24 protein-coding genes and 4 pseudogenes are annotated in these 23,375 nt (G+C 66.4%); 13 read left to right on the top strand and 15 right to left on the bottom strand.

Annotation, left to right across the window (positions count from 1 at the left end; genetic code table 11):
- On the bottom strand, positions 1–902 hold a 902-nt coding region (locus ABZ717_RS25770), incomplete at its 3' end, for a phosphotransferase (RefSeq protein ID WP_358514925.1).
- 453 nt (positions 903–1,355) lie between these two features.
- Here ABZ717_RS25770 and gdhA point away from each other — a divergent pair.
- Together gdhA and ABZ717_RS25780 are read left to right on the top strand one after the other, a co-directional pair.
- Entirely contained in the window at positions 1,356–2,723 is a 1,368-nt protein-coding gene (gdhA, locus tag ABZ717_RS25775) for an NADP-specific glutamate dehydrogenase (RefSeq protein WP_358514928.1), read from the top strand.
- A gap of 551 nt (positions 2,724–3,274) precedes the next feature.
- On the top strand, positions 3,275–4,540 hold the full coding sequence (locus tag ABZ717_RS25780) for a hypothetical protein (protein ID WP_358514931.1): 1,266 nt from the start codon (positions 3,275–3,277) through the stop codon (positions 4,538–4,540).
- Here ABZ717_RS25780 and ABZ717_RS25785 read toward each other — a convergent pair.
- On the bottom strand, positions 4,509–5,483 hold the full coding sequence (locus tag ABZ717_RS25785; protein ID WP_358514934.1) for an aldo/keto reductase: 975 nt from the start codon (positions 5,481–5,483) through the stop codon (positions 4,509–4,511). The two genes, ABZ717_RS25780 and ABZ717_RS25785, sit on opposite strands and share 32 nt — an antisense overlap.
- A gap of 113 nt (positions 5,484–5,596) precedes the next feature.
- Between ABZ717_RS25785 and ABZ717_RS25790 the strand changes: the two genes are divergently transcribed.
- Positions 5,597–6,103, top strand: a complete 507-nt coding sequence (locus tag ABZ717_RS25790) for a DinB family protein (RefSeq protein ID WP_358514937.1) — start codon at positions 5,597–5,599, stop codon at positions 6,101–6,103.
- A gap of 8 nt (positions 6,104–6,111) precedes the next feature.
- On the opposite strand, the gene ABZ717_RS25795 is transcribed toward ABZ717_RS25790, so the two are convergent.
- Entirely contained in the window at positions 6,112–6,768 is a 657-nt protein-coding gene (locus ABZ717_RS25795) for a CatB-related O-acetyltransferase (RefSeq protein WP_358514940.1), read from the bottom strand.
- A gap of 260 nt (positions 6,769–7,028) precedes the next feature.
- On the opposite strand from ABZ717_RS25795, the gene ABZ717_RS25800 reads away from it, so the two are divergent.
- Together ABZ717_RS25800 and ABZ717_RS25805 are read left to right on the top strand one after the other, a co-directional pair.
- Entirely contained in the window at positions 7,029–7,502 is a 474-nt protein-coding gene (locus tag ABZ717_RS25800) for a hypothetical protein (protein WP_358514943.1), read from the top strand.
- 4 nt (positions 7,503–7,506) lie between these two features.
- Positions 7,507–7,806, top strand: coding sequence for a transcriptional regulator (locus tag ABZ717_RS25805; protein ID WP_087096337.1), 300 nt, complete (start codon positions 7,507–7,509; stop codon positions 7,804–7,806).
- 70 nt (positions 7,807–7,876) lie between these two features.
- Here ABZ717_RS25805 and ABZ717_RS25810 read toward each other — a convergent pair whose 3' ends face one another.
- Positions 7,877–8,326, bottom strand: a complete 450-nt coding sequence (locus ABZ717_RS25810) for a pyridoxamine 5'-phosphate oxidase family protein (protein ID WP_358514947.1) — start codon at positions 8,324–8,326, stop codon at positions 7,877–7,879.
- Positions 8,327–8,723: 397 nt separating this feature from the next.
- Here ABZ717_RS25810 and ABZ717_RS25815 point away from each other — a divergent pair, with 397 nt between their 5' ends.
- The 6 genes and pseudogenes from ABZ717_RS25815 (at position 8,724) to ABZ717_RS25840 (ending at position 12,317) form a co-directional block, all read left to right on the top strand.
- On the top strand, positions 8,724–9,125 hold the full coding sequence (locus ABZ717_RS25815) for a peptidase inhibitor family I36 protein (RefSeq protein WP_358514950.1): 402 nt from the start codon (positions 8,724–8,726) through the stop codon (positions 9,123–9,125).
- A 121-nt stretch (positions 9,126–9,246) separates the two neighbouring features.
- Complete coding sequence (locus ABZ717_RS25820) at positions 9,247–10,113, top strand: hypothetical protein (protein WP_358514953.1); 867 nt, start codon at positions 9,247–9,249, stop codon at positions 10,111–10,113.
- A gap of 193 nt (positions 10,114–10,306) precedes the next feature.
- Positions 10,307–10,708, top strand: a pseudogene (locus ABZ717_RS25825) (transposase); the annotation flags it as partial.
- Positions 10,709–10,796: 88 nt separating this feature from the next.
- A complete protein-coding gene (locus ABZ717_RS25830; protein ID WP_358514956.1) occupies positions 10,797–11,555 on the top strand; it encodes a class I SAM-dependent methyltransferase in 759 nt (252 codons plus the stop codon).
- 166 nt (positions 11,556–11,721) lie between these two features.
- Positions 11,722–11,874 (top strand): hypothetical protein, encoded by a 153-nt coding sequence (locus ABZ717_RS25835; protein WP_358514958.1) that lies wholly within the window; start codon positions 11,722–11,724, stop codon positions 11,872–11,874.
- Between the two features lie 32 nt (positions 11,875–11,906).
- The gene (locus tag ABZ717_RS25840; protein WP_358514960.1) at positions 11,907–12,317 is read left to right on the top strand and encodes a hypothetical protein; all 411 of its coding nucleotides are present in this window, start codon (positions 11,907–11,909) and stop codon (positions 12,315–12,317) included.
- A gap of 473 nt (positions 12,318–12,790) precedes the next feature.
- Here ABZ717_RS25840 and ABZ717_RS25845 read toward each other — a convergent pair.
- The 7 genes and pseudogenes from ABZ717_RS25845 to ABZ717_RS25875 all read right to left on the bottom strand — a co-directional run.
- A pseudogene (locus ABZ717_RS25845) lies at positions 12,791–12,946 on the bottom strand (IS630 family transposase); the annotation flags it as partial.
- Between the two features lie 145 nt (positions 12,947–13,091).
- Positions 13,092–13,799 carry a type 1 glutamine amidotransferase domain-containing protein gene (locus ABZ717_RS25850; protein WP_358514963.1) on the bottom strand — a complete coding sequence of 236 codons (708 nt, stop codon included), beginning with the start codon at positions 13,797–13,799 and terminating at the stop codon, positions 13,092–13,094.
- The gene (locus tag ABZ717_RS25855; RefSeq protein WP_358514966.1) at positions 13,789–14,850 is read right to left on the bottom strand and encodes a cupin domain-containing protein; all 1,062 of its coding nucleotides are present in this window, start codon (positions 14,848–14,850) and stop codon (positions 13,789–13,791) included. The genes ABZ717_RS25850 and ABZ717_RS25855 overlap by 11 nt, the downstream gene beginning before the upstream one ends.
- An 8-nt stretch (positions 14,851–14,858) precedes the next feature.
- Positions 14,859–16,319 (bottom strand): pyridoxal-dependent decarboxylase, encoded by a 1,461-nt coding sequence (locus ABZ717_RS25860; RefSeq protein ID WP_358514969.1) that lies wholly within the window; start codon positions 16,317–16,319, stop codon positions 14,859–14,861.
- Positions 16,312–16,623, bottom strand: coding sequence for a hypothetical protein (locus ABZ717_RS25865; protein ID WP_358514972.1), 312 nt, complete (start codon positions 16,621–16,623; stop codon positions 16,312–16,314). Before ABZ717_RS25865 ends, ABZ717_RS25860 begins: the two co-directional genes overlap by 8 nt.
- Positions 16,623–17,267, bottom strand: a complete 645-nt coding sequence (locus ABZ717_RS25870; protein ID WP_358514975.1) for a hypothetical protein — start codon at positions 17,265–17,267, stop codon at positions 16,623–16,625. Before ABZ717_RS25870 ends, ABZ717_RS25865 begins: the two co-directional genes overlap by 1 nt.
- Before the next feature lie 796 nt (positions 17,268–18,063).
- A complete protein-coding gene (locus tag ABZ717_RS25875) occupies positions 18,064–19,008 on the bottom strand; it encodes a DMT family transporter (RefSeq protein WP_358514978.1) in 945 nt (314 codons plus the stop codon).
- A gap of 78 nt (positions 19,009–19,086) precedes the next feature.
- On the opposite strand from ABZ717_RS25875, the gene ABZ717_RS25880 reads away from it, so the two are divergent.
- Positions 19,087–19,959 (top strand): LysR family transcriptional regulator, encoded by an 873-nt coding sequence (locus ABZ717_RS25880; protein ID WP_358514990.1) that lies wholly within the window; start codon positions 19,087–19,089, stop codon positions 19,957–19,959.
- A 195-nt stretch (positions 19,960–20,154) separates the two neighbouring features.
- Here ABZ717_RS25880 and ABZ717_RS25885 read toward each other — a convergent pair.
- From ABZ717_RS25885 to ABZ717_RS25900, 4 genes and pseudogenes are all read right to left on the bottom strand, one after another.
- A pseudogene (locus ABZ717_RS25885) lies at positions 20,155–20,217 on the bottom strand (hypothetical protein); the annotation flags it as partial.
- A gap of 162 nt (positions 20,218–20,379) precedes the next feature.
- Positions 20,380–20,718 (bottom strand): annotated as a pseudogene (locus ABZ717_RS25890) (aminoglycoside phosphotransferase family protein); the annotation flags it as partial.
- 106 nt (positions 20,719–20,824) lie between these two features.
- Positions 20,825–21,073, bottom strand: coding sequence for a DUF397 domain-containing protein (locus tag ABZ717_RS25895; RefSeq protein ID WP_358514981.1), 249 nt, complete (start codon positions 21,071–21,073; stop codon positions 20,825–20,827).
- 2 nt (positions 21,074–21,075) lie between these two features.
- On the bottom strand, positions 21,076–21,990 hold the full coding sequence (locus tag ABZ717_RS25900; protein ID WP_358514984.1) for a helix-turn-helix transcriptional regulator: 915 nt from the start codon (positions 21,988–21,990) through the stop codon (positions 21,076–21,078).
- 312 nt (positions 21,991–22,302) lie between these two features.
- Between ABZ717_RS25900 and ABZ717_RS25905 the strand changes: the two genes are divergently transcribed.
- The gene (locus tag ABZ717_RS25905) at positions 22,303–23,262 is read left to right on the top strand and encodes a tyrosine-type recombinase/integrase (protein WP_358514987.1); all 960 of its coding nucleotides are present in this window, start codon (positions 22,303–22,305) and stop codon (positions 23,260–23,262) included.
- Positions 23,263–23,375 lie beyond the last annotated feature (113 nt).

Below are 23,375 nucleotides of genomic sequence, written 5' to 3' on the forward strand. Positions count from 1 at the left end.
GCGTCCCTGCCACCCCATAAGGGGTGTCTGGACGGAGGAGTCCACCCCAGCAGCCGGTTGGGCGCTACCTCCAAGCCCGGTCCTTCAGGGCCGGGCCAAGTTGACTCGAGCAGAGCGCGCAGGAAGCGGGGCTCCTGTTGGGTGAGCCAGTCGTTGCGTCGGTCCCAGCGGACCCAGCCGCCGAAGCGTTCCAGGTCGCGGATGAACAGGGGCTCTCCGCCCTCGACCATGGTGCGCACGAAGGTACGAGAGACCTCGTTGTAGAGGCGCACCGTGGCGGGGAGGATCTCTCGATCGCTGCGGGTCATGTCATAGGCGTCGGCCATCAAACGTAGTCGTCGCGCGACGTTGAGGCCTTGGAAGCCGCTGGTGGTGGCCGATTCGGGGTCCAGGGTCGGGCCGAGGTAGAAGGCCAGTGCGGCCAGGTCCCATACGGGGCGGCCCGGGGCGGCCAGGTCGAAGTCGATCAGTGCGGCGGCCCGGCCGTGGCGGAAGACGATGTTCTCCAGGCAGGGGTCGTTGTGGCACAGGAGGGTGCCTCCTTCGGGGTCGGAGAGCGCGGTGGGCCAGTCGACGTCCGGGTCGAGGGGGATCGTCGCGGCGGCGTCGTGGTAGCGGCGCAAGAGGGCGGCCACCTGGACCAGGGCCTCATCGCGCAGGGCCCACGCGGGGAAGGGCGGCAGGGCCACTTCTCCTTCTATGAAGGTGAGTTCCTCGCGCCCATCGTCGGGGCGCAGGGCCAGGGGCGCGGGGGCGCCCGTGAACCCGGCCTGGGCCAGGCGGGTCAGGAAGGTGTGCAGGGTGGGTGCGTGGTCGGGGGCGGTGCGCACCACGCGGTCACCGCGGCGGGTGACGGTGTTCATCATGCCGCCCTGGAGCGGGTGGTCCTGGTCACCGGGCATGGCGGGCTCTCCTTGGCGTGGGGCCGACTCACGGTGGGTACGCGGCCACCCGCGGTTCATCGCGGGGCCCGGGCACGGTCACGTTATCGGCTCTTCGCGGCGGTGTCCCGGCCTGCGAGGATGTGCGTGGGGCCCAAGTGAGTGGTGTGACGCATGGGGTGCTCAGGATGGGTATACCCAGGGATGTCGACCCCGGGCGGGGCACCGGATGAGGGTGTCGTGGCCGGCCCAGGGCGTGCCTGGAGGCCGGGCCGAAGGAGATGGTGCGTCCTTCGGAGCAGGCCAGAGGGGTATGTTCATATCAAGGTAATACACTGGAAGCATGGGGGGCGATTACCGCCTGTATGGGCCCTTTGAGGCGGTATCCCACCTAGGTTTCGATGGATGACAGAGGTTCCCGGTACAACGGCGTGCGGGGCGCCCGTTCCAATGTTGAGAAGGGAACGTACTCGCATGCCGTTTTCCCATGGTGCCCGGGAGGACCACCACCCGGGCGTCCGTAGTGCCTTCGAGCACGTGGCACGCCGCAACCCCGACGAGCCGGAGTTTCAGCAGGCGGTACTGGAGGTGCTGGAGTGTCTGTCCCCGGCGCTGTCCATGCACCCGCGCTACGCCACCGAGCGTGTCCTGGAGCGCCTGTGCGAGCCCGAACGTCAGATCATCTTCCGCGTACCCTGGCGCGATGACCAGGGCCGCATCCACGTCAACCGGGGTTTCCGGGTGGAGTTCAACAGCGCCCTTGGCCCCTACAAGGGCGGTCTGCGCTTCCACCCCAGCGTGAACCTGGGCGTGGTCAAGTTCCTGGGCTTCGAGCAGATCTTCAAGAACGCCCTGACCGGTATGGGCATCGGCGGCGGCAAGGGCGGCAGCGACTTCGACCCCAAGGGTCGCTCCGACAACGAGATCGAGCGGTTCTGCCAGTCGTTCATGACCGAACTGCACCGTCACCTGGGCGAGTACACCGACATCCCCGCCGGTGACATCGGCGTGGGCGCTCGTGAGATCGGCTACATGTTCGGACAGTACCGGCGGCTGAGCAACCGCTGGGAAGCCGGGGTCATCACCGGCAAGGGCATGGACTGGGGCGGCTCCGCCGTGCGTACCGAGGCCACGGGGTACGGGACGGTCATGTTCACCCAGCGCATGCTGGAGCGCAACGGGCGCGGGATGGACGGACTCAAGGTGGTGGTGTCCGGTTCGGGCAACGTCGCCATCTACGCCGTGGAAAAGGCCCAGCAGTTGGGCGCGACCGTGGTGGCCTGCTCGGACTCGGCCGGCTACGTGGTCGATGAGGCCGGGCTGGACCTTGATCTGCTCAAGCAGATCAAGGAGGTCGACCGTGAGCGCATCAGCGTCTACGCCGACCGTCGCCCGGGCGCCAAGTACGTGGAGGGCGGCAGTGTGTGGGACGTGCCCTGCCACGTGGCCCTTCCGTGCGCCACCCAGAACGAGTTGGACGCCACCGCCGCCAAGACGCTGGTGAACAACGGTGTGCTGGCGGTGTCGGAGGGCGCGAACATGCCCACCACGCCTGAGGCGGTGCAGGTCTTCCGTGAGGCGAAGGTGCTCTTCGCCCCGGGTAAGGCGGCCAACGCCGGTGGTGTGGCCACCAGTGTGCTGGAGATGCGTCAGAACGCGCGCCGCACCTCGTGGTCCTTCGACCACGCCGAGTCGGAGCTGGCCGAGACCATGGCCGGGATCCACGACCGGTGTGAGGAGGCGGCCGAGCGGCACGGCGCCAAGGGCGACTACGTGCTGGGCGCCAATCTGGCCGGGTTCGAGATGGTCGCCGACGCGATGCTGGCCCAGGGCCTCATCTAGCGTTCGGTTCGTCGTGAAAACCCCGTGGGCCCTGATGGGCCTGCGGGGCTTTTTGTCGATTTGTTCCGCTCTTGTTGAATCGCGGAAGGTTTCCCTTTTGCGGGAAACGGGTGTTTTTTGGGTGCGAAAAATCGATGGGGAGGAGTTTTTCAGAGAAAAGCCCCGCGCGCCTTGCGAGGGTGTGTCAAAGTTCTTCACGTCGAGGTCGGGCGAACTGGTGTTCGTGCGATCCTCTTCGGCTATCCGTACATGAGTTGGCACACCCGAAAAGAGTTCGGGGCCGCCCTGGTGTAAGCAGCACCGGTGGGCAGCCCCTGACCGATCCCTGCCACAACAGGGATGCGGCTCACCGACTCCTCAGACGCAGGAAGGCGGTGCGTGTTGAAGTCTAGCTTCTTCCGCCCCCACTCACAGGCGCTTACGCGAAACCTCTTCACCTTCGCTCCGGTCGGGGGTGGACGATGAAGGTCATACGCAGCAAAATCAGGTCGAATTACACCCTGGTTCCCAATGCGCTGATTCGGGACGAGCGCTTGAGCCCCCTGGCGCGCATGATGCTGATCGAAGCTTTGTCGAACACCGACGCCTTCAACTCCTCTTTGACCGCCGAGGGTCAGTGGCGCAAGGCCCGTCTGGCGCGGGGCGATCGGGCCCAGGGCCGCGAGGCTTACCTGAGGGCCTTCAACGAACTCGCCGATTACGCCTACCTGTTCCGAGAGAAGAAGCGTCGTGGCCGGCGTCTGTTCACGGAGGTGACCGCCTACGACACCCCACAGCTCGGACTTGAGGGTTTTGGACAGTCACACAAGCGACAGCCGGACAGTGGTGGGTCAACTACTAGAAGGGAACACCGGACAAGTAACAGGGGAGAAGGGGGTCCGTCCGGGTCTGAAACCTCTACCACCCCAGAGTCGCCCGAAAAGACCACCTCGCCCGAAAAACCCGAAAAGCGCAACGACGGGCTGTGGGATCTGTTGGCGCGTATCCCCGACCGGTCGCTGCTGCGCCCTCACGCGGACCGGTCGGCTCTGCAACGTAGGGCGGAGTGGCTACTGAAGGCCGGGCTGCCACTGGAGCAGGTGCGTGCGCTCTTGTCCGGGATAGGCGGCCTGGGTCGCCCCTTCGGAGCCCTGATGCGGCGCATGGGGAACCTGAGCAGCGCGCAGGCGTTCCTGGACGGGCATTTGGGGCGAGGAGTGCACCGGCCCTGGAACACGGGTGTGGACTGGGGCGTTGCGCCCGAGCCGTGGCCCGACTCCGACCAAGGCCAGGTCGACGGCGACCTGTTCGATCGGCCCCCGGAGTTCGTACTCGACGCACTGGGCAAGGCCGACAAAACCTGTCCCGAGCACCCGGGCGTGCGCAACCACCCCGGTGGGCGCTGCCTGCTGTGCCAGGGGCCCTGCCGCGACGTTCCAGGTGAGATCGTGCACCCCCAGGCGCCGCCTCGCAGCCAGGACTCCGCTGAGGGGCAGGGGGCGCTGAGGGGGTTGATCCCCGCGCCACGTTCGGGACAGGACCCTCTCCCACCGACGGCCGACCCCGACCAGGGGGAACTGGCCCCGGAGCTGTTGGAGCGAATCGGCGCCTCGATACGGCGCGGTGGGCGCTCCTTCGAGAAAGGGGGGCCCAGGGCCGCCCCGGGTACAGCGCCCGGACAAGGCCACGACGTGGCCCGGACGGGTGCGTCCCTGGCACGAGCGAGGCTGGCCCAAGGCCTGGGGATCGATCCGGGGGATCTGCCCGGTGTGCCCGCCCCGACCGGAGCGGGCACACCGGGGATGCTCACCAGCGCTCGTGAACCTGGGGGCGGATGAGCTCGTCGTAGACCTCGCGCACCCGCTGATGGGTCTTGGCGTCCAACGGCGGCAGTTGTGCGGCGGCGGCGTTACCGCGGGCCTGGTCGGCGTTGCGAGCCCCGGGGATCACGGTGCTCACCCCCTCCTGGTCCAGGATCCAGCGCAGCGCGAACCGGGCCATGGTGGTGCCTTCGGGCACCAGGGGGCGCAGGCGTTCCACGGCCGCCAGACCGGTGGCGAAGTCGACGCCGGCGAAGGTCTCGCCCTGGTCGAAGGCCTGGCCCTGACGGTTGAAGTTGCGGTGGTCGTCCTCCCCGAAGCTGGTGGTGGGGGTGTACCCGCCGGTGAGCAGGCCGCTGGCCAGCGGGACGCGGGCGATCACGCCCACCCCGGCGGCCTTGGCCGCGGGCAGGACCTTCTCCAACGGCTTGAGTCGGAAGGCGTTGAGGATGATCTGCACGCCGGCCACGTTGGGGCGGGCGATGGCGGCCAGGGCCTGCTCGCAGGTCTCCACCGACACCCCGTAGGCGCGCATGCGGCCCTCATCGACCATGGCGTCCAGGTCGTCGAAGACCGCGTCGGTGTCGATGACGGCGCTGGGCGGGCAGTGCAGTTGCACCAGGTCGATGGTGTCCACGCCCAGGTTGCGGCGTGAGTCGTCGTTCCAGGCGCGGAAGTTGCCGGGGTTGTAGTGGGCGGTCTCTTGGGCCATACGTCGGCCCATCTTGGTCGCCACGGTCAGATGGGGGTGGTCCTGAAGCAACCGGCCCACCAGGCGCTCGCTACGCCCATCGCCGTAGACGTCGGCGGTGTCGATGAAGGTGACACCCTCCCGCACGGCGGTTTCGAGGGCGTCCATGGCGTCGGTCTCGCTGACCTGCCCCCAGGCGTCGCCGATCTGCCAGGCTCCGAAACCCACGACGCCGACAGGGCCGAGGGGGCCGAGTTCTCTAGTGTCCATGAATGATGATCCTATTGGGCCTTCGGTAGCGCTCCCAGAGGACTTGGGGCCCTGGTGGACGGGTGGCCAAAACCTGTGGCCCGGATGAGCGGGGAGTCCTAGGGTCGTTGCCCATGACCGATCCACGTATCGACCCGCCCTTCATCGCCGACGAACGCCTCATGCTCGCCAACTGGCTGGACTGGCACCGCCAGACCCTGGAGGTCAAGTGCCAAGGTCTGAGCCGGGCGCAACTGCGCCAACGTTCGGTGCCTCCCTCGGACCTGTCCCTGCTGGGCCTGGTGCGGCACATGGCCTCGGTGGAGTGGGCCTGGTTCCGCTACACCCTGGAGGGCAGTGAGGTGCCCGACTCCATCAAGAGCGCTGATGACCCCCACGCCGACTTTTCCCAGGTGGAGACCGCCTCGGTGGAGGAGGCCTTCGCCCTGTGGCACGCCGAGATCGCCCACGCGCGCGAGGTCTCGGCGGCACTTCCGCTGGAGGCCATCGGTAAGCGGCAACGTCACGGCCAGGACTGTTCGCACCGGTGGGTGCTGGTGCACATGATCGAGGAGTACGCCCGCCACAACGGCCACGCCGACCTGCTGCGGGAGCGCATCGACGGGGCCACCGGCGAGTAGGGGCGTGATCAACCCGCCCGGACCTGGCGGGCGATCCGCGCCAGCTCGGTGGGGGTTGCGCCCATGATCTGCGCGGCGTGTTCGGTGACCGCTTCCACCGGCCAGTCCCACCAGCGGGCCTCCAACAGCAGGGCCACGTCCTGTTCATCAAAGCGCGAGCGTAGCTGTCGGGCAGGGTTGCCGCCCACCAGGGCGTAGGGTTCGACGTCCTTGACCACCACGCTGCGCGCGGCGACGATCGCGCCGTCGCCGATGCTCACTCCCGGCATGATGGTGGCGCCTCGGCCGATCCACACGTCGTTGCCGATGAGGGTGTCGGGCGGGGCCGGAATCGACAGGTAGGTCTCCAGGGTGCGCTCGCCCCACTCGCCGCCGAACATGGTGAACGGGTAGGTGGAGGGACCGATCGTGGGGTGGTTGCCGGCCGGCATCAGGAAGGTGACCTGCGGGGCGATGGCGCTGTAGCGGCCGATCACCAGACGTTGGGGGCCGTAGTTGTAGAGCACGCAGGCCTCCTCGAAGGGGACCCCGCTGCCCTGGTCGTCGTAGTAGGTGTACTCGCCCACCTCGATCAGCTCCGAGGTGACCTGGGCCCGTAGGAAGACCACGTTGGTCAGGTCGGGTCGGGTGGTGGGGTGGAGCCGGTTCGGGTCGGGAGCGGGCACGTGTGTCCTTTCGCGTGGGGTGGGCGCCCGGCTCATGTTGGCAGTCGCCGCCCCCTCTCGCACGCTTATTTCGTGGCGCCGGCCGGCGATTCGGGGGGATCGAAGCGGGGCTCTGACCTGTGGTCCGATCCAGGAGCCGGGTGGCCCCCTCACTCACCCGGCTCCGTCGAAGGCGTGATCGGGGTCGCCACAAGGGTTGCGTCGGGAGCGCGTCGGACCTTAGTGTTTCCTCAAAGGAAACTAGGTGAGTGGAGGACAACATGAATCAGATCGACCCGTCCGACGCCGAGCGAGACCTCCAGGAAGTCGACCAGGCGAAGCGGGAGGCCGCCGGCGCGCTGGTGCACAGGCGCGGGCCCTGGGCCGTGGCCGGCATCGCGGTGTTCGCCGCGTCGGCGCTCTTTTGGCTCATGAGCCCGCAGATGGGCACCTACCTCTCCTGGGGGCTGGTCGTGGTGGCCGTGCTGGCCGCCGTGCTCAACAGGTCCGCCCGATGGGGTTGGCTCACCGGCAATCGCGCACGACTGACCGGCGTGGCCGGCCGTCGACGCCGAACGTTGTCCCTCGTGGTCATGCTGGTGGTACTGGCGCTGTTCATTTCGATCAACATGGCCGTTTCGCACCTACTGGGTGAGACCTACCCGATCTCGGGGGCCGTGGTGGGTCTGGTGCTCGCCCTGGCGGGTCCGCCTTTCGCCAAGTGGTGGATGGCCAGGCCGGAAAACCGAGGTTAGGACCATGGAGATCGACCCGTTGCTGGCCGACGCCACACGGTTGAAGATCCTGGCGTTGCTCGCCTCCAGCGACTGGGCGGACTTCTCCTTCGTGCGCGAGGGGGCGGGGTTGTCCAAGTCGGCCCTGTCCAAGCAGATCGGGAAGCTGGAGACGCACGAATACGTAGAGGTGCACAAGGGCTATGTGGGCAAGTACCCGCGCACCAGTCTGCGACTGACCGACACCGGGCGTGCGGCCATCGAGAACCACCTCGCCGCACTGCGACGGATCGTCGACCAGAGTCGCGACCGCCCCTCCCGGTAGCGGACCCGCCGCACCAGGATCGGCTCAGGGCCGGTCTTGGTGCGGCGAGGTTCGCGTCCGGTGCGCACGGTCAGGGCAGGGCCTTGGACAGGTCCTTGACCACGACGCGTTCGGGGACCAGGCGCACCAGGCGGGCGTCGTCGGCGTAGTGGCGAAAGTCCGGGTGCCAGGTGGTCTCGTCCTCGCCCAGGTAGCGGCGGAGTTTACGTCGGGCCAGGGCCGGGTCGAAGGACACCACTTCGGCTCTGCCCCGCATGATCACCTGTAGGTATTCCTGGCGTCGCAGGTCGCAGGTGTCGATCACCACGGCGGTGCGTGGGTCGCGCTCCAGGTGTTGGGCCATGACCGCGTACTCACCGGTGATCCACCACAGCACCCCCTCCTCCCACAGGAACCAGACCGGTCTGACGGTGGGTGCGCCCGAGGCGTTGGTGGTGGCCACGCGGGCGACCAATGGCCGGGCGAGGAAGGCCTCGACGTCGAAGGGGTGGGGCGAGGGGGTGCCGGGAGTTTCGCTCACCTCCTCAGGCTAGGTTTTCGAGGCGGGCGGCGGAAGAGGGACGACACCGCCTGTGGACAACCCCTGCGGGCGCGGCGTGCCCGGATCACGCCCCAGGAGGTCGGACCGCATGGCACCGGCGCGGGTGAGCGGCGACCACACCCCTGCCTGTCTTCTCTGCCGGATCATGGCGGCCATCGAATTCAGCAATGCCGGCGGGCATTAATTTTTATCCGTAATTGCTCCAGTATGGTCTTTTAATTCCGGAATGTCATGCCGGCGGCGGCCTAATGTGGCCAAGGCATTTTCTTTTCAAGTTCGAGCCCCTCGCCTAATGTCATTGGAGGACGCCGCGAAGCGCGGCCGGGCCATTCCGGTCGTGGCAGCCATTGGCGTCTCCAGCCGAGAGAGGGAATCCATGTCTGCCAACAAGCGATTGTTCGCCACCGCCGCGATGGTGGCCGCCGTCGCCGTCGCCGGTGTGCTCGGCACCGCTCCGACTGCCTCGGCCGCGAGCATCCCCATGGTCGAGGCGCAGGCCACCTACATCTACCTCTACGAGCACGACGACTACAAGGGCGGGTCCTGGCGGACCTCCGGCAGTGACCGCAACCTGGCCGGCAACTGCTGGAGCGGGTCGGGTTGCCGTAGCGTCAATGACAACGCCAGTTCCATGAAGAACCAGAAGTCCAGCAACGCCTCCTTCTACGAGCACGCGGAATACAAGGGGGCGTCCTACTACGCCCAGAAGAACTCCTCCGACAAGGACCTGACCGACAACGGATTCGACAACAGGATCAGCTCGATCCGAGTCTGGTGATCGGCGTGCCGGGGAGGTCGAGCGCGGCCTCCCCGGCACCCTTCCGGTGGAGAATCAATGGAAGGAATAGGGCGTTTCATCCCGGATCTGAAGGACCGGGTTCCCATGCCCGAACAAACCGATGAACAGACTTCTTTCGGTGGCCGGGTCGCTGTGCGTTGCCCTGGGACTCACCGCCTGCGGCGTACAGGAGGGGGGAGGCGGGGAGCGCTACCTTCCCGCCGAGCAGAGGGTGCGGTCGCTGACCCTGCCCTTCGACGAGTACACGCTCTCCCCCTTCCAAATGCGAACGCTCGACTACGCCGAGGACCTGCTCGTGCGCGAGTGCATGCGAGGACACGGCATGGACTGGCAGGTGCTCCCCGTCCCCGAGGAGGAGGGAACCGACCCCGCGCACCGACGTCGATACGGCGTGATCGAGACCGAGGTGGCCCAACAGTACGGTTATGGCGCCCCGCCAGGGGCGGCGGACGAGGCCCTCGTGGAGGAGACGCGGGAGGACCGGCTCACCCTCCTGGCCACCGAGCACCGAGCGGCTCACGGGGGCGAGGGCGAAACCGGGTGCCTGGAAGAGGCGGCCGGGGACATCACGGCGGGTGTCCCCGACATGGACTACGACCTGTTGAACTCCTACATCCACGCGAGCTTCGAGACCTCCCAAAGCGCGCCCCCGGTGGTCGAGGTCTTCTCCGCCTGGAGCGCCTGCATGGCGGATCGGGGCTTGGACTATCCCACTCCGGCCGAGGCCTCGGCCGATGAGCGTTGGACGCAAGGGGAAGGCGATCCGTCACGGGAGGAGAAAGAGGTGGCGACGGCGGACGTGGCCTGCAAGGAGGACGCCTCGGTGGTCGAGGTCTGGCGCGAGGCGGAGGCGGCGACGCAGGAGGGCCTGATCGAGGAACACCCCCAGGATTTCGCGCTCTTCGCCCAGGTCAGGGACGTTCAAATACAGACGGCGCGAACGGTGCTCGAACGGTTCGGGTCTTAGGGGGCCCGGTAATTTTCGCGGAAAATCCAACGGTTGACGGCCCCGAGAGCACAGCGAGCGAAGCCACGAAGGCTCGGTGCGGCTTCGCTGTCAACCGTGGTGATCGTCCTACGGTGTGCGTATGCGTGAGGTCGAGCGTCCGATCCCTCGGGAGTACCTGTTCTTCACCCCCGCCATCCTGGGGCAGTAGACCAACGCCGAGGACAAGCAGCACGCCGAAGCGGCGGCGCGGGCATTCGTCGCGGACTACGGGACCAAGTGGCCCAAGGCGGCCGAGATGATCACCGACGACCTCGACGTCCTGCTGGCGTTCTACTACTACCCGGCCGACCACTGGATCCACCTGCGCACCACCAACCCGATCGAGTCGACCTTCGCTACCGTCCGGTTGCGGCAGCGGGTGACCAAAGGACCCGGCTCCCGTGCGGCCGGAGTGGCGAAGGCGTTCAAGCTGATCCAGTCCGCCCGGCATCGGTGGCGAGCGGTCAACGCACCCCACTTGGTCGCCCTCGTCCGCGCTGGCGCGACCTTCGAACGCGGCGTCCTGGTCGAGCGACCCGACGGGAACTCAGGAGGCGATCAGCACGTCGCATGACGCGCCGATCCCACAGGTGCGGCGGGAACCACGCTCCTCGCTCTGGGGCGTCTCAGCCTCGGCTGAATCCTACTGTAGCGTCGCTGAGATGGAGCGCTCCGAGATCTTCGACATTGCCCACCTGCGCCATCCGATCGCGGCGCCGGTGGCGCCCGAGCGGTTACGCGAACTGGTCGGCTGGCTGAGCCCAAGCGACGGTGCCCGCGCCGTTGACCTCGGGTGCGGCGAGGGCGAGTGGCTGCAAGAGCTGCTGCTCGCCCACCCCGGAATCACTGGCGTAGGGATCGACCACATGCTCCCAACCACTGTCGCGCGGCGTGCCAACGAGCGGAAACTGAGCGACCGGGTGCGCTGGATTGAGATGGATGCCGCCACCTGGAACGACGGGGTCTTCGACGTGGTGCTGTGCGTCGGTGCGAGCCACGCCTTCGGCCGGCTGGAGGACATGCTGGGCGCTGTCCGGCGGCACCTACGCCCCGGTGGCCAAGCGCTGATCGGCGACAGCATCTGGGAGGGCGCCCCGTCGGCTTCTGCGCTGGCAGCGCTTGAGGTTTCCGCCGACGCCTATCCCGACCTCGCCGGCCTCGTGCGAGCCATCCATGAGCACGGGTTGGAGCCGTCGTACGGGCACGTCAGCACGTTGGCCGAGTGGGACGACTACCAGTTCAGCTGGACCGGGTCGCTCGTCGACTGGGCCGTGCGGGAGGCCTCGACGATCGAGGATCGTGACCAGGCATTCGCCGCTGCACGTGAGAATCGCGACGCCTGGCTGAGCGGCGCCCGACGCGAGCTAGGGTTCGCCACCTTCGTCCTGCACGACGCCGCGGCCGCTGGCGCGCGCGACTGATCGGCGTTCACGTTGCTGCCAACGTTACGGCGGCCAGCTCGTCGAGTGATCCGATAAGAAGTCAGAAAGGCAAGTCGCACGACACGCCGATCCACAGGTCTAGACTATTCCTCGCTTCCTGCTGGCCCTGGTCGACCAGGTCAAACCTGAGGACTTCGACGCCGACGTGGCCACCGCGCTCAAGGGCACCGGCATCGAGGCGCGCAGGTCCCGAGAGCGGCGCGCCACGGTGATCAACCGGCCCACCAAACCGGCCGCGAGCAAGCTCATCGACCTGTTGAAGAACCGTCTGGCTCGCCCCCGGGCCGACCAGGACTGAACCCACCCCAGGGTGGTCGGAAAGGACATATGATGGCAGGTCACCGCCACGCACCCTGCTTCGCCAACGGCAAGTGGATCAAGACCGAAGACGAGTTCTGGGCCGCCTGGCCCGAAGGCGACGGGAACGAGAAGGCGTTCGAGGCGACCGGCTACAAGCAGTGGTTCCAGGTCGGTGACCCCGACGCGCTGGCACTGCCGTTGACGCTGACCGTCTACGCCCGGGCCGAGGGCACACCCCGGTACATGGTGTCCCTGGAAACGCACATGGACATGGACTGGGTCTACGCCCACGAGCTGCCCGACGTGATGGCGGTGCTGGGCCAGTGGATGCCCACCATCCAGGCGGCGGCGATCTCCGAGGTGGTGCGCCAGTTCAACGACCCCCACGGCCAGAACCGGGACGTGGTCGATCTACTCACCCAGCTCACGGGCAAGAGCTGACCCTCGTATCAAGCACTCTCGGTGACCAGACCTCCGGGCGGGAGGCCACACCCGCCCGGAGGTCGCCCCGGCCCACCGCCGTGGCGTTCGTGCAGGTCAGAAGGTAGACCAGTTCGGTGTTTGTGAGTGGTCTACCTTCTCCGTGTGGTTTGCCCCTTTATGTCGGTTTCTGGCTTCCGGTAATCCCCGGCTAGCGCTGGTGAGGACTCTTGGATAGATCGGGCGTCAACAGATGTGACAGTTGCCGGGACTCCCCGTTCCGTTCCTACTCGGACCCCAACTGCTCGAGGCCGCCGATGGACACCTCGTCGGGGAAGCGGGCGTAGCGAGCGATCTGCTCGTCGGAGAGGAACTCATGTCGCATGGGCCAGAACGTATGGCCCCCGAGATGCCCAGAATCGGCCCGTCACCGAACCGAAGCGGAGGTCAGGCCGCTAACGGGATTTTCTTCGGCGATCCTCCTCGACCCCCTAGTCCAGCAGGGCGGCGATCTGGGCGGGTGGCAGGCCGTGCGAGGACAGCAGGACCATGACGGCTCGCAGGGCCACTCTCCACTGGCCTTTGAGCTGATGGGGGAGGTCGGTGATGTCGTTGGTGGGGGCTTGGGCGAACACGGTGGGCGGGCGCATACTGATCACGACCTCGCCGGGTGGTCAGACGATGGTGCAACTTCGATCCAACCCCCGGCGGGGTCCTTGTCAACAGGTGCCCGCTGCCCTGTTCTGGTCTGGGGTTACGCACAGAACTTCAGGAAAGGCGCTTAGCGGCTGTCAGTCACATCAGGGCTCCCAGGCGTTTGGCCGCCTCCTCGCTCGACGCCGGATTCTGCCCGGTGATCACGGAACCGTCCTGGAGGACATGGCAGGACCACGGCGGAGCGGCCGAGTAGTCGAAACCGTGTCGGACGAGTTCGGTCTCAAGGAGGAACGGAACCCACGTGTCGGCGCCGGCGGCCCGTTCCTCCGCGTTGCTGAACCCTGTCACCGAGCGGGGGACCGGAGCGGAACCTGAGGTGTCCAGTGCTAGGAGCGCTGACACGCCATGGCATACCGCTGCGACGGGAGTGGACTCACGCAGACACCGTTCCATGAACGAGCCCACGAGATCGTCAGTGCGCAGCTGCGCGGTGGGTCCGTAGCCCCCGGGAACGAAGACCCCGTCGGCGTGACCGCCTTCGAGGAGGTCTCCGAGGGCCACCGGTCTCTCGAGTTCGGGCCGGTGCCGTCCGAGGAAATCGAGTGTGTCGGTGAGCTCGACACGGGTCATCAGACACGAATCGGTTTCGACGCTCGCTGGTTGGATGGGTACGGGCTCCCCGTCCGGAGAAACCACCACGACCCGGAACCCGTAGTCAAGGAAGACCTTCCACGGCCGGACCAACTCCTCGGCCCAGACTCCGCAGTCACGCCATCGGCCGTCACGGCCCTCCACCGTGGAGGACGAACTGCAGAGGAGGGCGACCGCCCGGGTGTCACGTACCATCCTGCCCTTCCTCCCTGTAAAGGCCCAGCGCCCCGAGCATCGGTGACTCGTCATACTCGAACACGATGCCTTCTTGGTCGCCCGTGTTCCTCATCTGCGCCCACGACCAAGAGGGAACGGCCAAAGTGTCGCCCTGGCGCAGGACGTGGACGGAGTCGTCGATCCTCACCTCGGTGACCCCCTCCGCCGCGATCATGATCCGCGCTCCGGTCTGCCGGGAGGTCTGGGAGACACCGTGGGCTGGGATGTGGACGAACCTCGCGCCGATGGTGGGCGTCATCGAGCCGCCGCGGGTGTCCGCGAGTGTGACGGCGGCCGTCCCGTCCCGGCGGGGGCGCGCCGCCTTGAGCGCCTCCTTCGTGCTCCGCCAGGAGTAGTGCAGTTCCTGAGGGCCGACGTGTCCGCCTCCTGGTCGCAGCACGGGCCCGGAACCGCCGAAAGAGGCGGAACGGTGCTCGGTCGGCGGGACGTCCGCCGGACCCGTCTTCGCACCGAGGTGGCTCCTGCTCGGGTGCAGGTCGAAGTAGCTCGCCGCCATGGCCGTGACCAGGGGGTCGTCGGTGCAGTCCTGCCAGATGACGTGGCAGTCGCCGTCGTTGCCGTGTTCGTGCCAGAGCATGGACGGGGTCACGACGACGTCCTTGGGCTCCACGTAGATCTTGTTCCCGTCGACCGCTGTCCAGCCGCCGTCGCTCTGGTGCACGAAGCGCACCGCCGTAGCCGCGTGGTGATGGCTGTGCATGTCCTCGTTCGGAAGGAGGAGCTGGAGTCCCGCGTACAGATGGCCGGCCGCGGCCTCCGACTCGGGGTGCCCGGGATTGAGCATCGTGAGCACCCGTAGCGCTCCCGAATCCTCCTTCACCTCCTGGCTCACTTCGACGGCCAGTTCGCGCAGGTCGGAGTAGGACCACTTCTGTGTGCGCGATCTCGGCTCGGGCCGCCACGGGAGCACTTCGTTCGCCCGCGACCATCGGCCGACGACCCCCGCTTGGGCCGCGCGTTCAGAGAAGGTGGTCTGCTCGCCCGCCAGGATGTCGTTCTCAGTGGTCATGATGGCTCTCATCCCCTTAACGCCGCAGTGGTGGACGTGGTGATCTGCTGCCACAGGTATTCAAGATCACGCCATTCAGTGTGGATGTTTCCGACTGAAATGCGGATGACGTATCGGCCGTTCACCCTGGCATGTGACACGGCGCTGTGGCCGTTCCGGTTGATCCGGTCGTGGACTGCCTTGCACACGCGGTCGGATTCCTCGTCGGAGCCACCGATGCCGCTCGGCCGTATGCATATCAGCGGCAGCGGCGTCGGTGCCACGACCTCCCATACCGGGTCCGCCTCCACGCACCGTTCGAGGTGGCGGGTGATCTTGACGGTGTGGTCAAGTCGTGCGGAGATGCCCCGCGTGCCGAAGCAGCGAATGATCCACCAGACCTTGAGCGCACGGAACTGCCTACCCAACTGTGTCGAGTAGTTCATGTAGTCCAGGCGGTCGTCGCCGGTGTCGGTCCGCAGGTACTCCGGGACCAGTGAGAACGTTTTGACGAGTGCCCCCGGATGGCGGCAGTAGAGCGCACTCGCTTCCATGGGGCAGAAGAGGACCTTGTGCGGGTTGATGACGACCGAGTCTGCGCCTTCGAGTGAAGGGATCACGGCTGCCAACTCGGAGCTCGCCCGCCAGAGCCCTCCGAACGCGGCGTCGACGTGCAGCCAAGTTCCGAGGCGCGCTGAGACCTCAGCGATTCTGCCGAGGGGATCGAGCCCCGCTGTGCTCGTGGTTCCCACGGTCGCCACAACAGCGAGCGGCATCATCCCCTGTGCGCGGTCTGACCGGATCTGCTCCTCCAGCGCCACCGGATCGAGCAGGCCGTCCTGGTCGGACACGCGCACGACGTTGGCCAGCCCGATGCCGAGCGTGATCGCCGCCTTGTCGGCCGAACTGTGCGTCTGCTCGGAGCAGTAGACCCGCAACACCGGGCCGGCGGTCGCGCCCAGGGTTCGAAAATCATGCTCACACAGGTGTTCACGGGCCGCTGCCAGTGCGTACAGCGTCGCCTGCGACGCTCCGTCGACGAGCACGGAGTCAGGATCCGGCCAGTCGAGCGCGGCGAGGGAGGCGAGCCACCGTAGAACCTGCCGTTCCACAGCCGCTGCCGCCGGAGCAGCGTCCCAGACCATGACGTTGGTGTTCAGCGCCGCCGTGCACGCCTCCGCGAGGATGGCGGGAGCGCTCGAACTATTGCTGAAGTAGGCATGGTGACGGGGGTGGTTCCACAGGACCGAGCCCTTGAACACGCGATCGATGGTGTCCGTGACGACGTGGTCGAACGGCTCGGGATCCTTCGGGGCCAGCGATCCGAAGTCCTCGAGTACGTCGCGGGCTTCGCGCGGCGGGGGGCGCACGGACTGGGAGCGGAGACCGACGAACCATCGTTCGAGCTCCTCCAGCAGGAACTCGCCGTGTTCGCGGAACTTCCTCGCCGGCCAGTCGCCGACGTCGACTGGCTCTCCTCGTTTAGACATCGACGGGGAGCTCCTCGGCGAACTCGATCTCCCGGTCTCGGGTGCAACGGGTCCTGATGAAATCGGCGAGAAGGTCCTTCTCGGACTCAAGCATGGCCTCGGCCTCCTCTTTCGAACCCCAGTTGTAGATCATCAGTACGTGGGACGTGTCGTCCTCCAACTGGAAGAAACGTGCATGGCCGTCCCATCCGGGGGCCGCGTGTGCGTTGTCCTCGACCAGATCGTCCATCTCCTGCATGACAGAAAAAGCGTTGCGAGAGGATTCTTCGTTCAGGTGCCAGTGTTCGATCACGGTGACGGGCATCAGTCGCTATCCTTTTCGTTGTTGTTGGCGAAGTGCTGCTGGAGGATCGAATCACCGCCAGGCACGAACTTCTCGCAGATATTCCGGTGGTCGCGTCGGTTCTTCGACTGTGCTCGCCACAGCTGTTTCAGCGCCGACCGGCACTCGCCCGTCATATTCGGGGACTTGCCGGCTTTCCGCAGTTCTTTGAGGTTGCTTTCGAATACCTGGTGATCCTGGTTGAATATTCCTGAGAACCCAGACGGCATCCAGGGCGGTTCCATGCTGGGCCGAATGATGCCTTCGTAGCTTTCACGCGGAAAGTCTGAGGCGTAGTGCATTGCGGCTGTGGCCGAGTCGAGGAGGGAGGCCAGGTCGTCAATGTTCGATGTGGCTGGATGCCAATCTTCCTCACGCAGCGCGGCGAGTGCATCGTCACTGTGCCTGTTCATGATCGATAATAGAAGATGGAATAGGTGGTGGCCGACCTTCCAGCGGGTGACCGACACCCGGACCTCACGAGCTGGAACCTGGGTCGACTCCGTGCCCCCGGCAGTATCCGATCTTTCCGACCACCGGGATGCTGACAGGAGGAGTGTGGAGATCCCTGTCAGGAGATCGCGTTGAGTCGCCTCGTCAAGACTGCTGGAAGGCAGGTCTTCCACGACCTCCTTGGCGACCTTCCGGGCCGCACTGGACCACCTCTCCGGGTCGGCCTCGCGACGGATGCGGAAATAGTTGTCGTAGTCAGTGCTGTCAGCTATCTCGCGTTTCGATCCTGGCGCCCTCCCGTCAGGTTGAAGGGTGATCGACGTTAACAGGCCAAGGTCGGTGTTGCTGCTGATTGTTCGCTCTCCTGACAGTCTTATGCCGGACTGACCGCATGACCTCGGGATTTTTATTGATATATTGTCGACAATCCCGATGGAATACTCGGTCGTGATTGATCAGGGCAAATCAAGTTCGGTGAACAGTGCTCGTCAGCATGGGGAATCACTCGGCGAGAGGGTTGGCCGAGTCGGCAGAAAACCTTTACTCGAAAATTCGAGTATTGGTGCCATTGGTTGAATCCGCTATTTTTCTCTGTGTTCCGGTGATGATTGGGGTGTTCATGTTCTCACCATACGCAGACCGTCTCCTTGGGGCAACTTATAAGCGTTGAACAGTAATGGTAAGTTGAGCTTACCGTCTCTCTGGAGTCGCGACTTAGATGCAGCAAACCCCAGTGAAATATTTGGGTTCAGACGACCCCTGGGGGCCTTCACCGTCAGGCGGGGGTAGGTTTGCGCAGCTTATCGGGGACTTTTGCGATGCTGGCATGCCTCATCCTCCCGGCCTGTCGTGTACCGGGTTTCGCGGAGACGGCACTGTTGAAAGGACGTCAAGGCCATGGGCCGCCCTCTGGGTCCTCGACGCCCTTCGCCGCGCACGTGGGAGTTCCACCAAAATTCCATCAACGGTCTAGTGCGTGCGGTTTCGAAACAGCAGGCCGTTTGCTATAGCGACACCGGTGACCACGACTGCGGCTCCCACCAACTGCAGGAACGTGGGATGCTCACCCAAGATCAGCGCGGACAGGCCGAGTGCGAGGATCGGCTGGATCAACAGCAGTCCACCGGTCGTCGTCAACGGCAACAAGACACTGCCGTGGTGGATGAACAACCACGCGACCACCTGGCCGAGTACCGCCAGGAGCCCGAGCAGCACCCACGACCGGACTGAGATCCCGCTCAGCTGGATGCCGCCGGAGAGGGGCGAGACCATGACGGTGGCGGCCGCGGCGGAGGCCGACGCCCATGTCAGCGGTTGAACGAACAGGCCCGGGTCGCGTCGTGTCGCTCGGCGGGTGATGAACAGGTACACGCCGTAGCCACAACCCGCGATGACACCCAGCAGCACACCGGTACTCGTGTCCGGACCCCGGAGGGAAGCGTTCCACAGCCCGCCGACCAGGCTGATCCCGATGAGCATCAGCGGGAGCGTGATGATGAAGCGCGTCGTGACCCTCTCCCGGTCGATGAGGAAGGCCAGCGCGGGCAGGACCACGACTTGTACGTTGATGAGGACGGTGCTGATCCCCGCGCCGACGTGGTAGATCGAGGCGGTCCAGGCGGCGTAGTCAATGCCCAGCGCAGCCCCGGCGGCGAGGGACCACAGCACACCGCCGCGTGACAGGGCCCCGGCCCGCGCCCGTTCCCGAAGTGCCAGGGGGATCAGCACGACCACGGCGATCGCACACCGTGCCACTGCGGTCGTGGCGGCGTCGACGCCGGCCAGTTTCACCAGGATCGCCGAAACCGAAAGGCAGAGCGCTCCAGCCAGGACCAGAGACGACGCGACGACGGGGCCGTCTTTCCTTACCGTCCGACCAGTGTGGGATGGAGAGCGTGGAGCGACAGAAGACATGACTCGACGGTAGGTTCACACCCGGAGTCAGCACTACTTCATAGTTCTGCTCATTTATGTTAAGAATTCCTTATGACTATGGGATGGGACCGTCTCCGCGTACTGGACGCCGTGGCCCGGACTGGGTCGGTGACCCGGGCCGCGACGGTACTGCACATGAGCGGTCCCGCTGTGTCACAGCAGTTGCGGCGCATCGAGGCCGAGGCGAGGACGAAGATCGTGGTGCCGGACGGGCGCGGCCTCCGCCTCACCACGAAGGGCGAGGTGCTCGCCGGGTACGCCCGGCAGGTGGCCGATGCCATGCAGCAGGCGGAGAACGATCTTCACCGCGACGAGACCTACGTCGGTCATCTGCGTGTCGCGGCGATCGCCTCCGCCATCCGAAGCGTGCTCGGCTCCAAGCTGGCCGCGTTTCACCGTGAGTACCCCCGCGTGCGGGTCTCCGTCGAGGACGGGGAGACCACCGATCATCTCGCCCGCCTCGCGGCCGGGGCCGTCGATCTCGTGCTCGCCGAGTCCTGGAGCGCTTCCCCTCTGCGGTTGCCGACGAGTGTGGTCGCAGAACAGATCGCACGAGAAGCCCTGTTCATCGCGATGCCGGGCGACCATTCTCTGCGGTCCCACGACCCTCTCAGTATTCGTGACCTGGCCGGAGAGCGCTGGGCGACCTGCGCCCAGGGCTCGGACGCCCACACCGCCATCGAGCAGGTCGCACGTCGGCACGGCGTCGAGCTCGACGTGTCGTTCCATGTCGCCGACCATCTGACCCAGCTCGCGCTGGTGCGAGAGGGCCTGGCCGTCGCGTGCGTGCCGATCCCGGCTGACAGCAGCGATCCGAGAATCACCTACGGGCGACTCGACACCGAACTGCATCGCGACATCCTGCTTCTGGAGAGGTCCCAGACCGCCTCGTTGGCTCTCCAGGCCCTCAAAGCGTGCTTGGTGGACTGATCCGGCGGGAACAGTCCAGGCGCTTCTCCCGAGTGGTGTCCGAGCCCAGCGGGTCGGGGAGTGGCGCGGTTCCCGTTCCGGTGATGCCCGCGGTCGGACCACGGCTGGTCGCGTCGGTCGCGCTTCCGGCGGGCACCCGGGCTCCTGCGGGTGTCCGGTCCGACCCGCCCCTCGCCGCCGGGTCCGGTGGTGGGGTCAGGCGTCGTCGAGGTCGACGGTGGGCAGGGGCGCGACCGCCGGGCCGTTGAGGATGCTGCCGTGGGTGTCGTACCGGGAACCGTGGCAGGGGCAAGTCCCAGCTGGTCTCCGCCGCGTTCCGGGCCAGCCGGCAGCCCATGTGGGTGCAGTTCAGGCTGACGGCGTGGAGCCTGCCCTCCGCGTCGCGGTACGCGCCGACGGAGTCGACGTCGATGGGGGGGCGAACCAAGTCATCGAAAACCCGTCCCGCTGGACGGGTCGGCGTGGCACGAGGGGGCTGGGTGGGAGCACGGGGACGTCCTGTTCCTCCAGCCACCGGGTCACGTCCAGTTCCGCGCGTTGGCGTGCGGCCAGGGATTCCAGGCTCGTGGATTCCGGCAGGACGGTGGGGATCCGGGCCACGACGGGGGAGGGCGCCAGGTGCACGACCACGGAGAACAAGTCGTGGAGGAGTCGAGGTTCGGTCACCGTGAGCCCGAGGTCGCGTCCGGCCCCGACTGCGGCCTGCACAGCGGCGGAGGTACGGCGGGCGAGCTGTTCTTGGGTGAGGAAGTCGGTCATCGGCCGATCATGCCACGCCCCGGAACTGGGGGAATGCCGGATCGGGCGCTGTGTTGCCGATCGGTGGCGGGCCGGGGAACGGCCCACCACCGGGAGGCGGTCAGGATCAGGCGTCGGGAGCTTCGGCGGCGATCAGACGGGTGAAAGAGGCCCACTCACCGGCCCCGACAGGGAGGAAACCCAGTTCGGGGTACTTGGAGTCACGAATGGCGGCACCCGTGGGCAGCCCCGCGACCGCTACACAGTTCTCCCCACCGGAGGAGTAAGAGGACTTCTGGAAGTTGAGGACGGGTGCGATCTCCACGCAGTTGTCACCGCTGGTGGAGTAGGAGGACTTGCGGAACTCCAGCAACATGTTCAGGCTCGCTTGTCGTGCTCGGCGGCGATGGAACCGATCAGGTCTAGCGACCTCTGTGGGTCCAGCGCCAGGTTCTGGGCGGCGTCGAAGATCAGCGCGTGTTTGTCGAAGTAGTCTCCGTCTTCAACGTACAGCGCCTCCACCACGGTGGGGATTGAGACTATGCCCGGCTCTGGCCTAGGGAAATCAAAAAGGGTGAAGGCTCCATCGACGGCGGGATGGGCTCCTGCTTCATCAGGGAGTACTAGGAGCGTCACCTTGTAGTGCGCTGCCATACCGATCAAGAAGCGCAGCTGTTCAGCCATGATGGCGTGCGACCCCGTGACCTTACGCAGTGCGGGTTCGTCAATTACTGCTGTCAGCTGCGGCCCTTGGGGGAGGTCCAGCACCGCACGGCGAGCCATACGGGACTCAACTTTGCGCTCGATCTGATCAGGTGGAACCACTTGGCTGGCCAAGGAGATCGCTGCCGCATATTCCGGGGTCTGCAACAGGCCAGGAATCAGCACAACCTCGTATGTCCGAATTCGGACGGCCTCGGCCTCCAGGTCAGGCAGTGCCCCCGGGAAAAGGTCAGCGTATTTGTGCCAATCACTGCGCCCGCGAGCCTCCTCGGTCAGACTGAGAAGATGCGTGCGGTCATCACCCTCCACCCCGTAGAGGTCCAGCAGGGCCTCGACCTCGTCGCGCTTGGGGAACTTCCACTCGTTGCGTTCGGCTCTGGTCAGCTTGGTCGCCGAGGACCAGCCCAACCGCTTCGTCGCCTCGGCAGCGGACAGCCCGCTCCCGGCTCTGAGTCGCTTGAGCGCGGCCGACAGCCGTCGCCGTCGCACTCCGGGCGAGTGCCCACCAGTCACGAAAACCCCCTCCACGCTGTGAGTTCGTGCCTCGATCGGAGTGGCGCACAAGGACACGGAATTATTTTAGTTCAAACACAATAGTAGCTTGTTATTGTGTCTGAACACATGGATACTGGAGTCAGTCGAGCACCTCTACCTGGTGCCGCCTCCTCTCTGCAAGGAGGCCCAGTTCTCCCGAAGGCCCGGCAACAGGACAAGTAACCCGCGAGTAACTTAGTCGACGTTCGCAGCGGGTGTCGTACTTCTGGAAACTAGTGTTCCCGGAATTAGACTGGCCGGGTGACTTCTGGAAACACAGCTTCCTCCGCTGAACAGGCTACTGATTCGACTTCTGGAAACACACACACCGGGCGGCCGCGCCGAACCGTGGCGCTGCCCGGCGACCTGGACGCCGAACGCGCGGCCTTCGCCGAGAGACTGGCCTCGGCGACCGACCTGGGCGCGGCCACCCGCGACAAGTACCGGCGCAACGTCGGCTACTTCCTGGCCTGGCTCGCCGACGCGCGCGAGGCCGGCGCGCTGGACGGCGACCCGCTCACCGATGCGACCGCGCGGGACTGGGCGGTGCGCGACTGGCGGCGCACCCTGAAGAACACCCGCACCCGCGCGGGCGCTCGCCTGTCGGCGGCCACGATCAACAACCGCCTGGCCGCGCTGGATGCCTTCTTCGCCCTGCGCGGTTCAGGGCGCCCCGAGGTGGTGCGCGAGCACTTGGCCCGTCCCAGCGCCCCACGGGCTCTGGATGGGCGGGCCAAGCTGCGGTTCCTGCGCACCGTGGCCTGGGACGCCTCGGTGCGCGACCGGGTGATCTGCCACCTGGCCTACTACGCCGGGCTGCGGGTCGCCGAGATCGTCGCCCTGGACGTGGCCGATCTGCGGCTGTCGGCGCGCAAGGGCACGGTGCGGGTGCGCGGCAAGGGACGCCTGGGCGGCAAGGACCGCACGGTGCCGCTGCACTCCGAGGTGCGCTCCTCGCTGGAGCGGCTGTTGGACGAGCTCGGCCGCCCCGGCGCGGGGCCGCTGGTGCGCAACCGCGACGGGGGGCGGTTGTCGACCCGGGCGGCCGCCGCGGCGGTCACCGCGCTGGGCGCGGCGGCGGGGATCGGGCCGGACGATGACGGCGAGGCGTTCGGACCGCACGTGCTGCGCCACACCTTCGGCACCGACCTGGTGCGCGGCCGCGGCGATCTGGCGCGCGATCCGGTGGACCTGGTGACGGTCGCCGAACTGATGGGGCACGCCGACATCAACACCACCCGCCGCTATGCCCTACCCACCGAAGCCGACAAAGCCACAGCCCTGGAGGCGCTCACCATCGACCGGTGAGCGGCCGGAGGCCTACCGCTAAGAGCTCATCTCATTTGGATTCTCGATAGCCTGGCCCGGTGTCGATGGTTGAGCGGTTGGTGCCGGACAAACTGTGGGAGCTGTTTCAACGG

The organism is Nocardiopsis sp. NPDC006832, from assembly GCF_040635885.1.
Lineage (GTDB): Bacteria > Actinomycetota > Actinomycetes > Streptosporangiales > Streptosporangiaceae > Nocardiopsis.

Excerpts from the sequence above, each read along its gene's own strand:
- ABZ717_RS25855 (WP_358514966.1), bottom strand. The coding sequence starts at position 14,850 with ATGACCACTGAGAACGACATCCTGGCGGGCGAGCAGACCACCTTCTCT.
- ABZ717_RS25850 (WP_358514963.1), bottom strand. The coding sequence starts at position 13,799 with ATGGTACGTGACACCCGGGCGGTCGCCCTCCTCTGCAGTTCGTCCTCC.
- ABZ717_RS25800 (WP_358514943.1), top strand. The coding sequence starts at position 7,029 with ATGAATCAGATCGACCCGTCCGACGCCGAGCGAGACCTCCAGGAAGTC.
- ABZ717_RS25875 (WP_358514978.1), bottom strand. The coding sequence starts at position 19,008 with ATGTCTTCTGTCGCTCCACGCTCTCCATCCCACACTGGTCGGACGGTA.
- ABZ717_RS25860 (WP_358514969.1), bottom strand. The coding sequence starts at position 16,319 with ATGTCTAAACGAGGAGAGCCAGTCGACGTCGGCGACTGGCCGGCGAGG.
- ABZ717_RS25880 (WP_358514990.1), top strand. The coding sequence starts at position 19,087 with ATGGGATGGGACCGTCTCCGCGTACTGGACGCCGTGGCCCGGACTGGG.
- ABZ717_RS25785 (WP_358514934.1), bottom strand. The coding sequence starts at position 5,483 with ATGGACACTAGAGAACTCGGCCCCCTCGGCCCTGTCGGCGTCGTGGGT.
- ABZ717_RS25815 (WP_358514950.1), top strand. The coding sequence starts at position 8,724 with ATGTCTGCCAACAAGCGATTGTTCGCCACCGCCGCGATGGTGGCCGCC.
- ABZ717_RS25895 (WP_358514981.1), bottom strand. The coding sequence starts at position 21,073 with ATGTTGCTGGAGTTCCGCAAGTCCTCCTACTCCACCAGCGGTGACAAC.
- ABZ717_RS25780 (WP_358514931.1), top strand. The coding sequence starts at position 3,275 with ATGATGCTGATCGAAGCTTTGTCGAACACCGACGCCTTCAACTCCTCT.
- ABZ717_RS25830 (WP_358514956.1), top strand. The coding sequence starts at position 10,797 with ATGGAGCGCTCCGAGATCTTCGACATTGCCCACCTGCGCCATCCGATC.
- ABZ717_RS25865 (WP_358514972.1), bottom strand. The coding sequence starts at position 16,623 with ATGCCCGTCACCGTGATCGAACACTGGCACCTGAACGAAGAATCCTCT.
- gdhA (WP_358514928.1), top strand. The coding sequence starts at position 1,356 with ATGCCGTTTTCCCATGGTGCCCGGGAGGACCACCACCCGGGCGTCCGT.
- ABZ717_RS25790 (WP_358514937.1), top strand. The coding sequence starts at position 5,597 with ATGACCGATCCACGTATCGACCCGCCCTTCATCGCCGACGAACGCCTC.
- ABZ717_RS25820 (WP_358514953.1), top strand. The coding sequence starts at position 9,247 with ATGAACAGACTTCTTTCGGTGGCCGGGTCGCTGTGCGTTGCCCTGGGA.
- ABZ717_RS25805 (WP_087096337.1), top strand. The coding sequence starts at position 7,507 with ATGGAGATCGACCCGTTGCTGGCCGACGCCACACGGTTGAAGATCCTG.
- ABZ717_RS25840 (WP_358514960.1), top strand. The coding sequence starts at position 11,907 with ATGGCAGGTCACCGCCACGCACCCTGCTTCGCCAACGGCAAGTGGATC.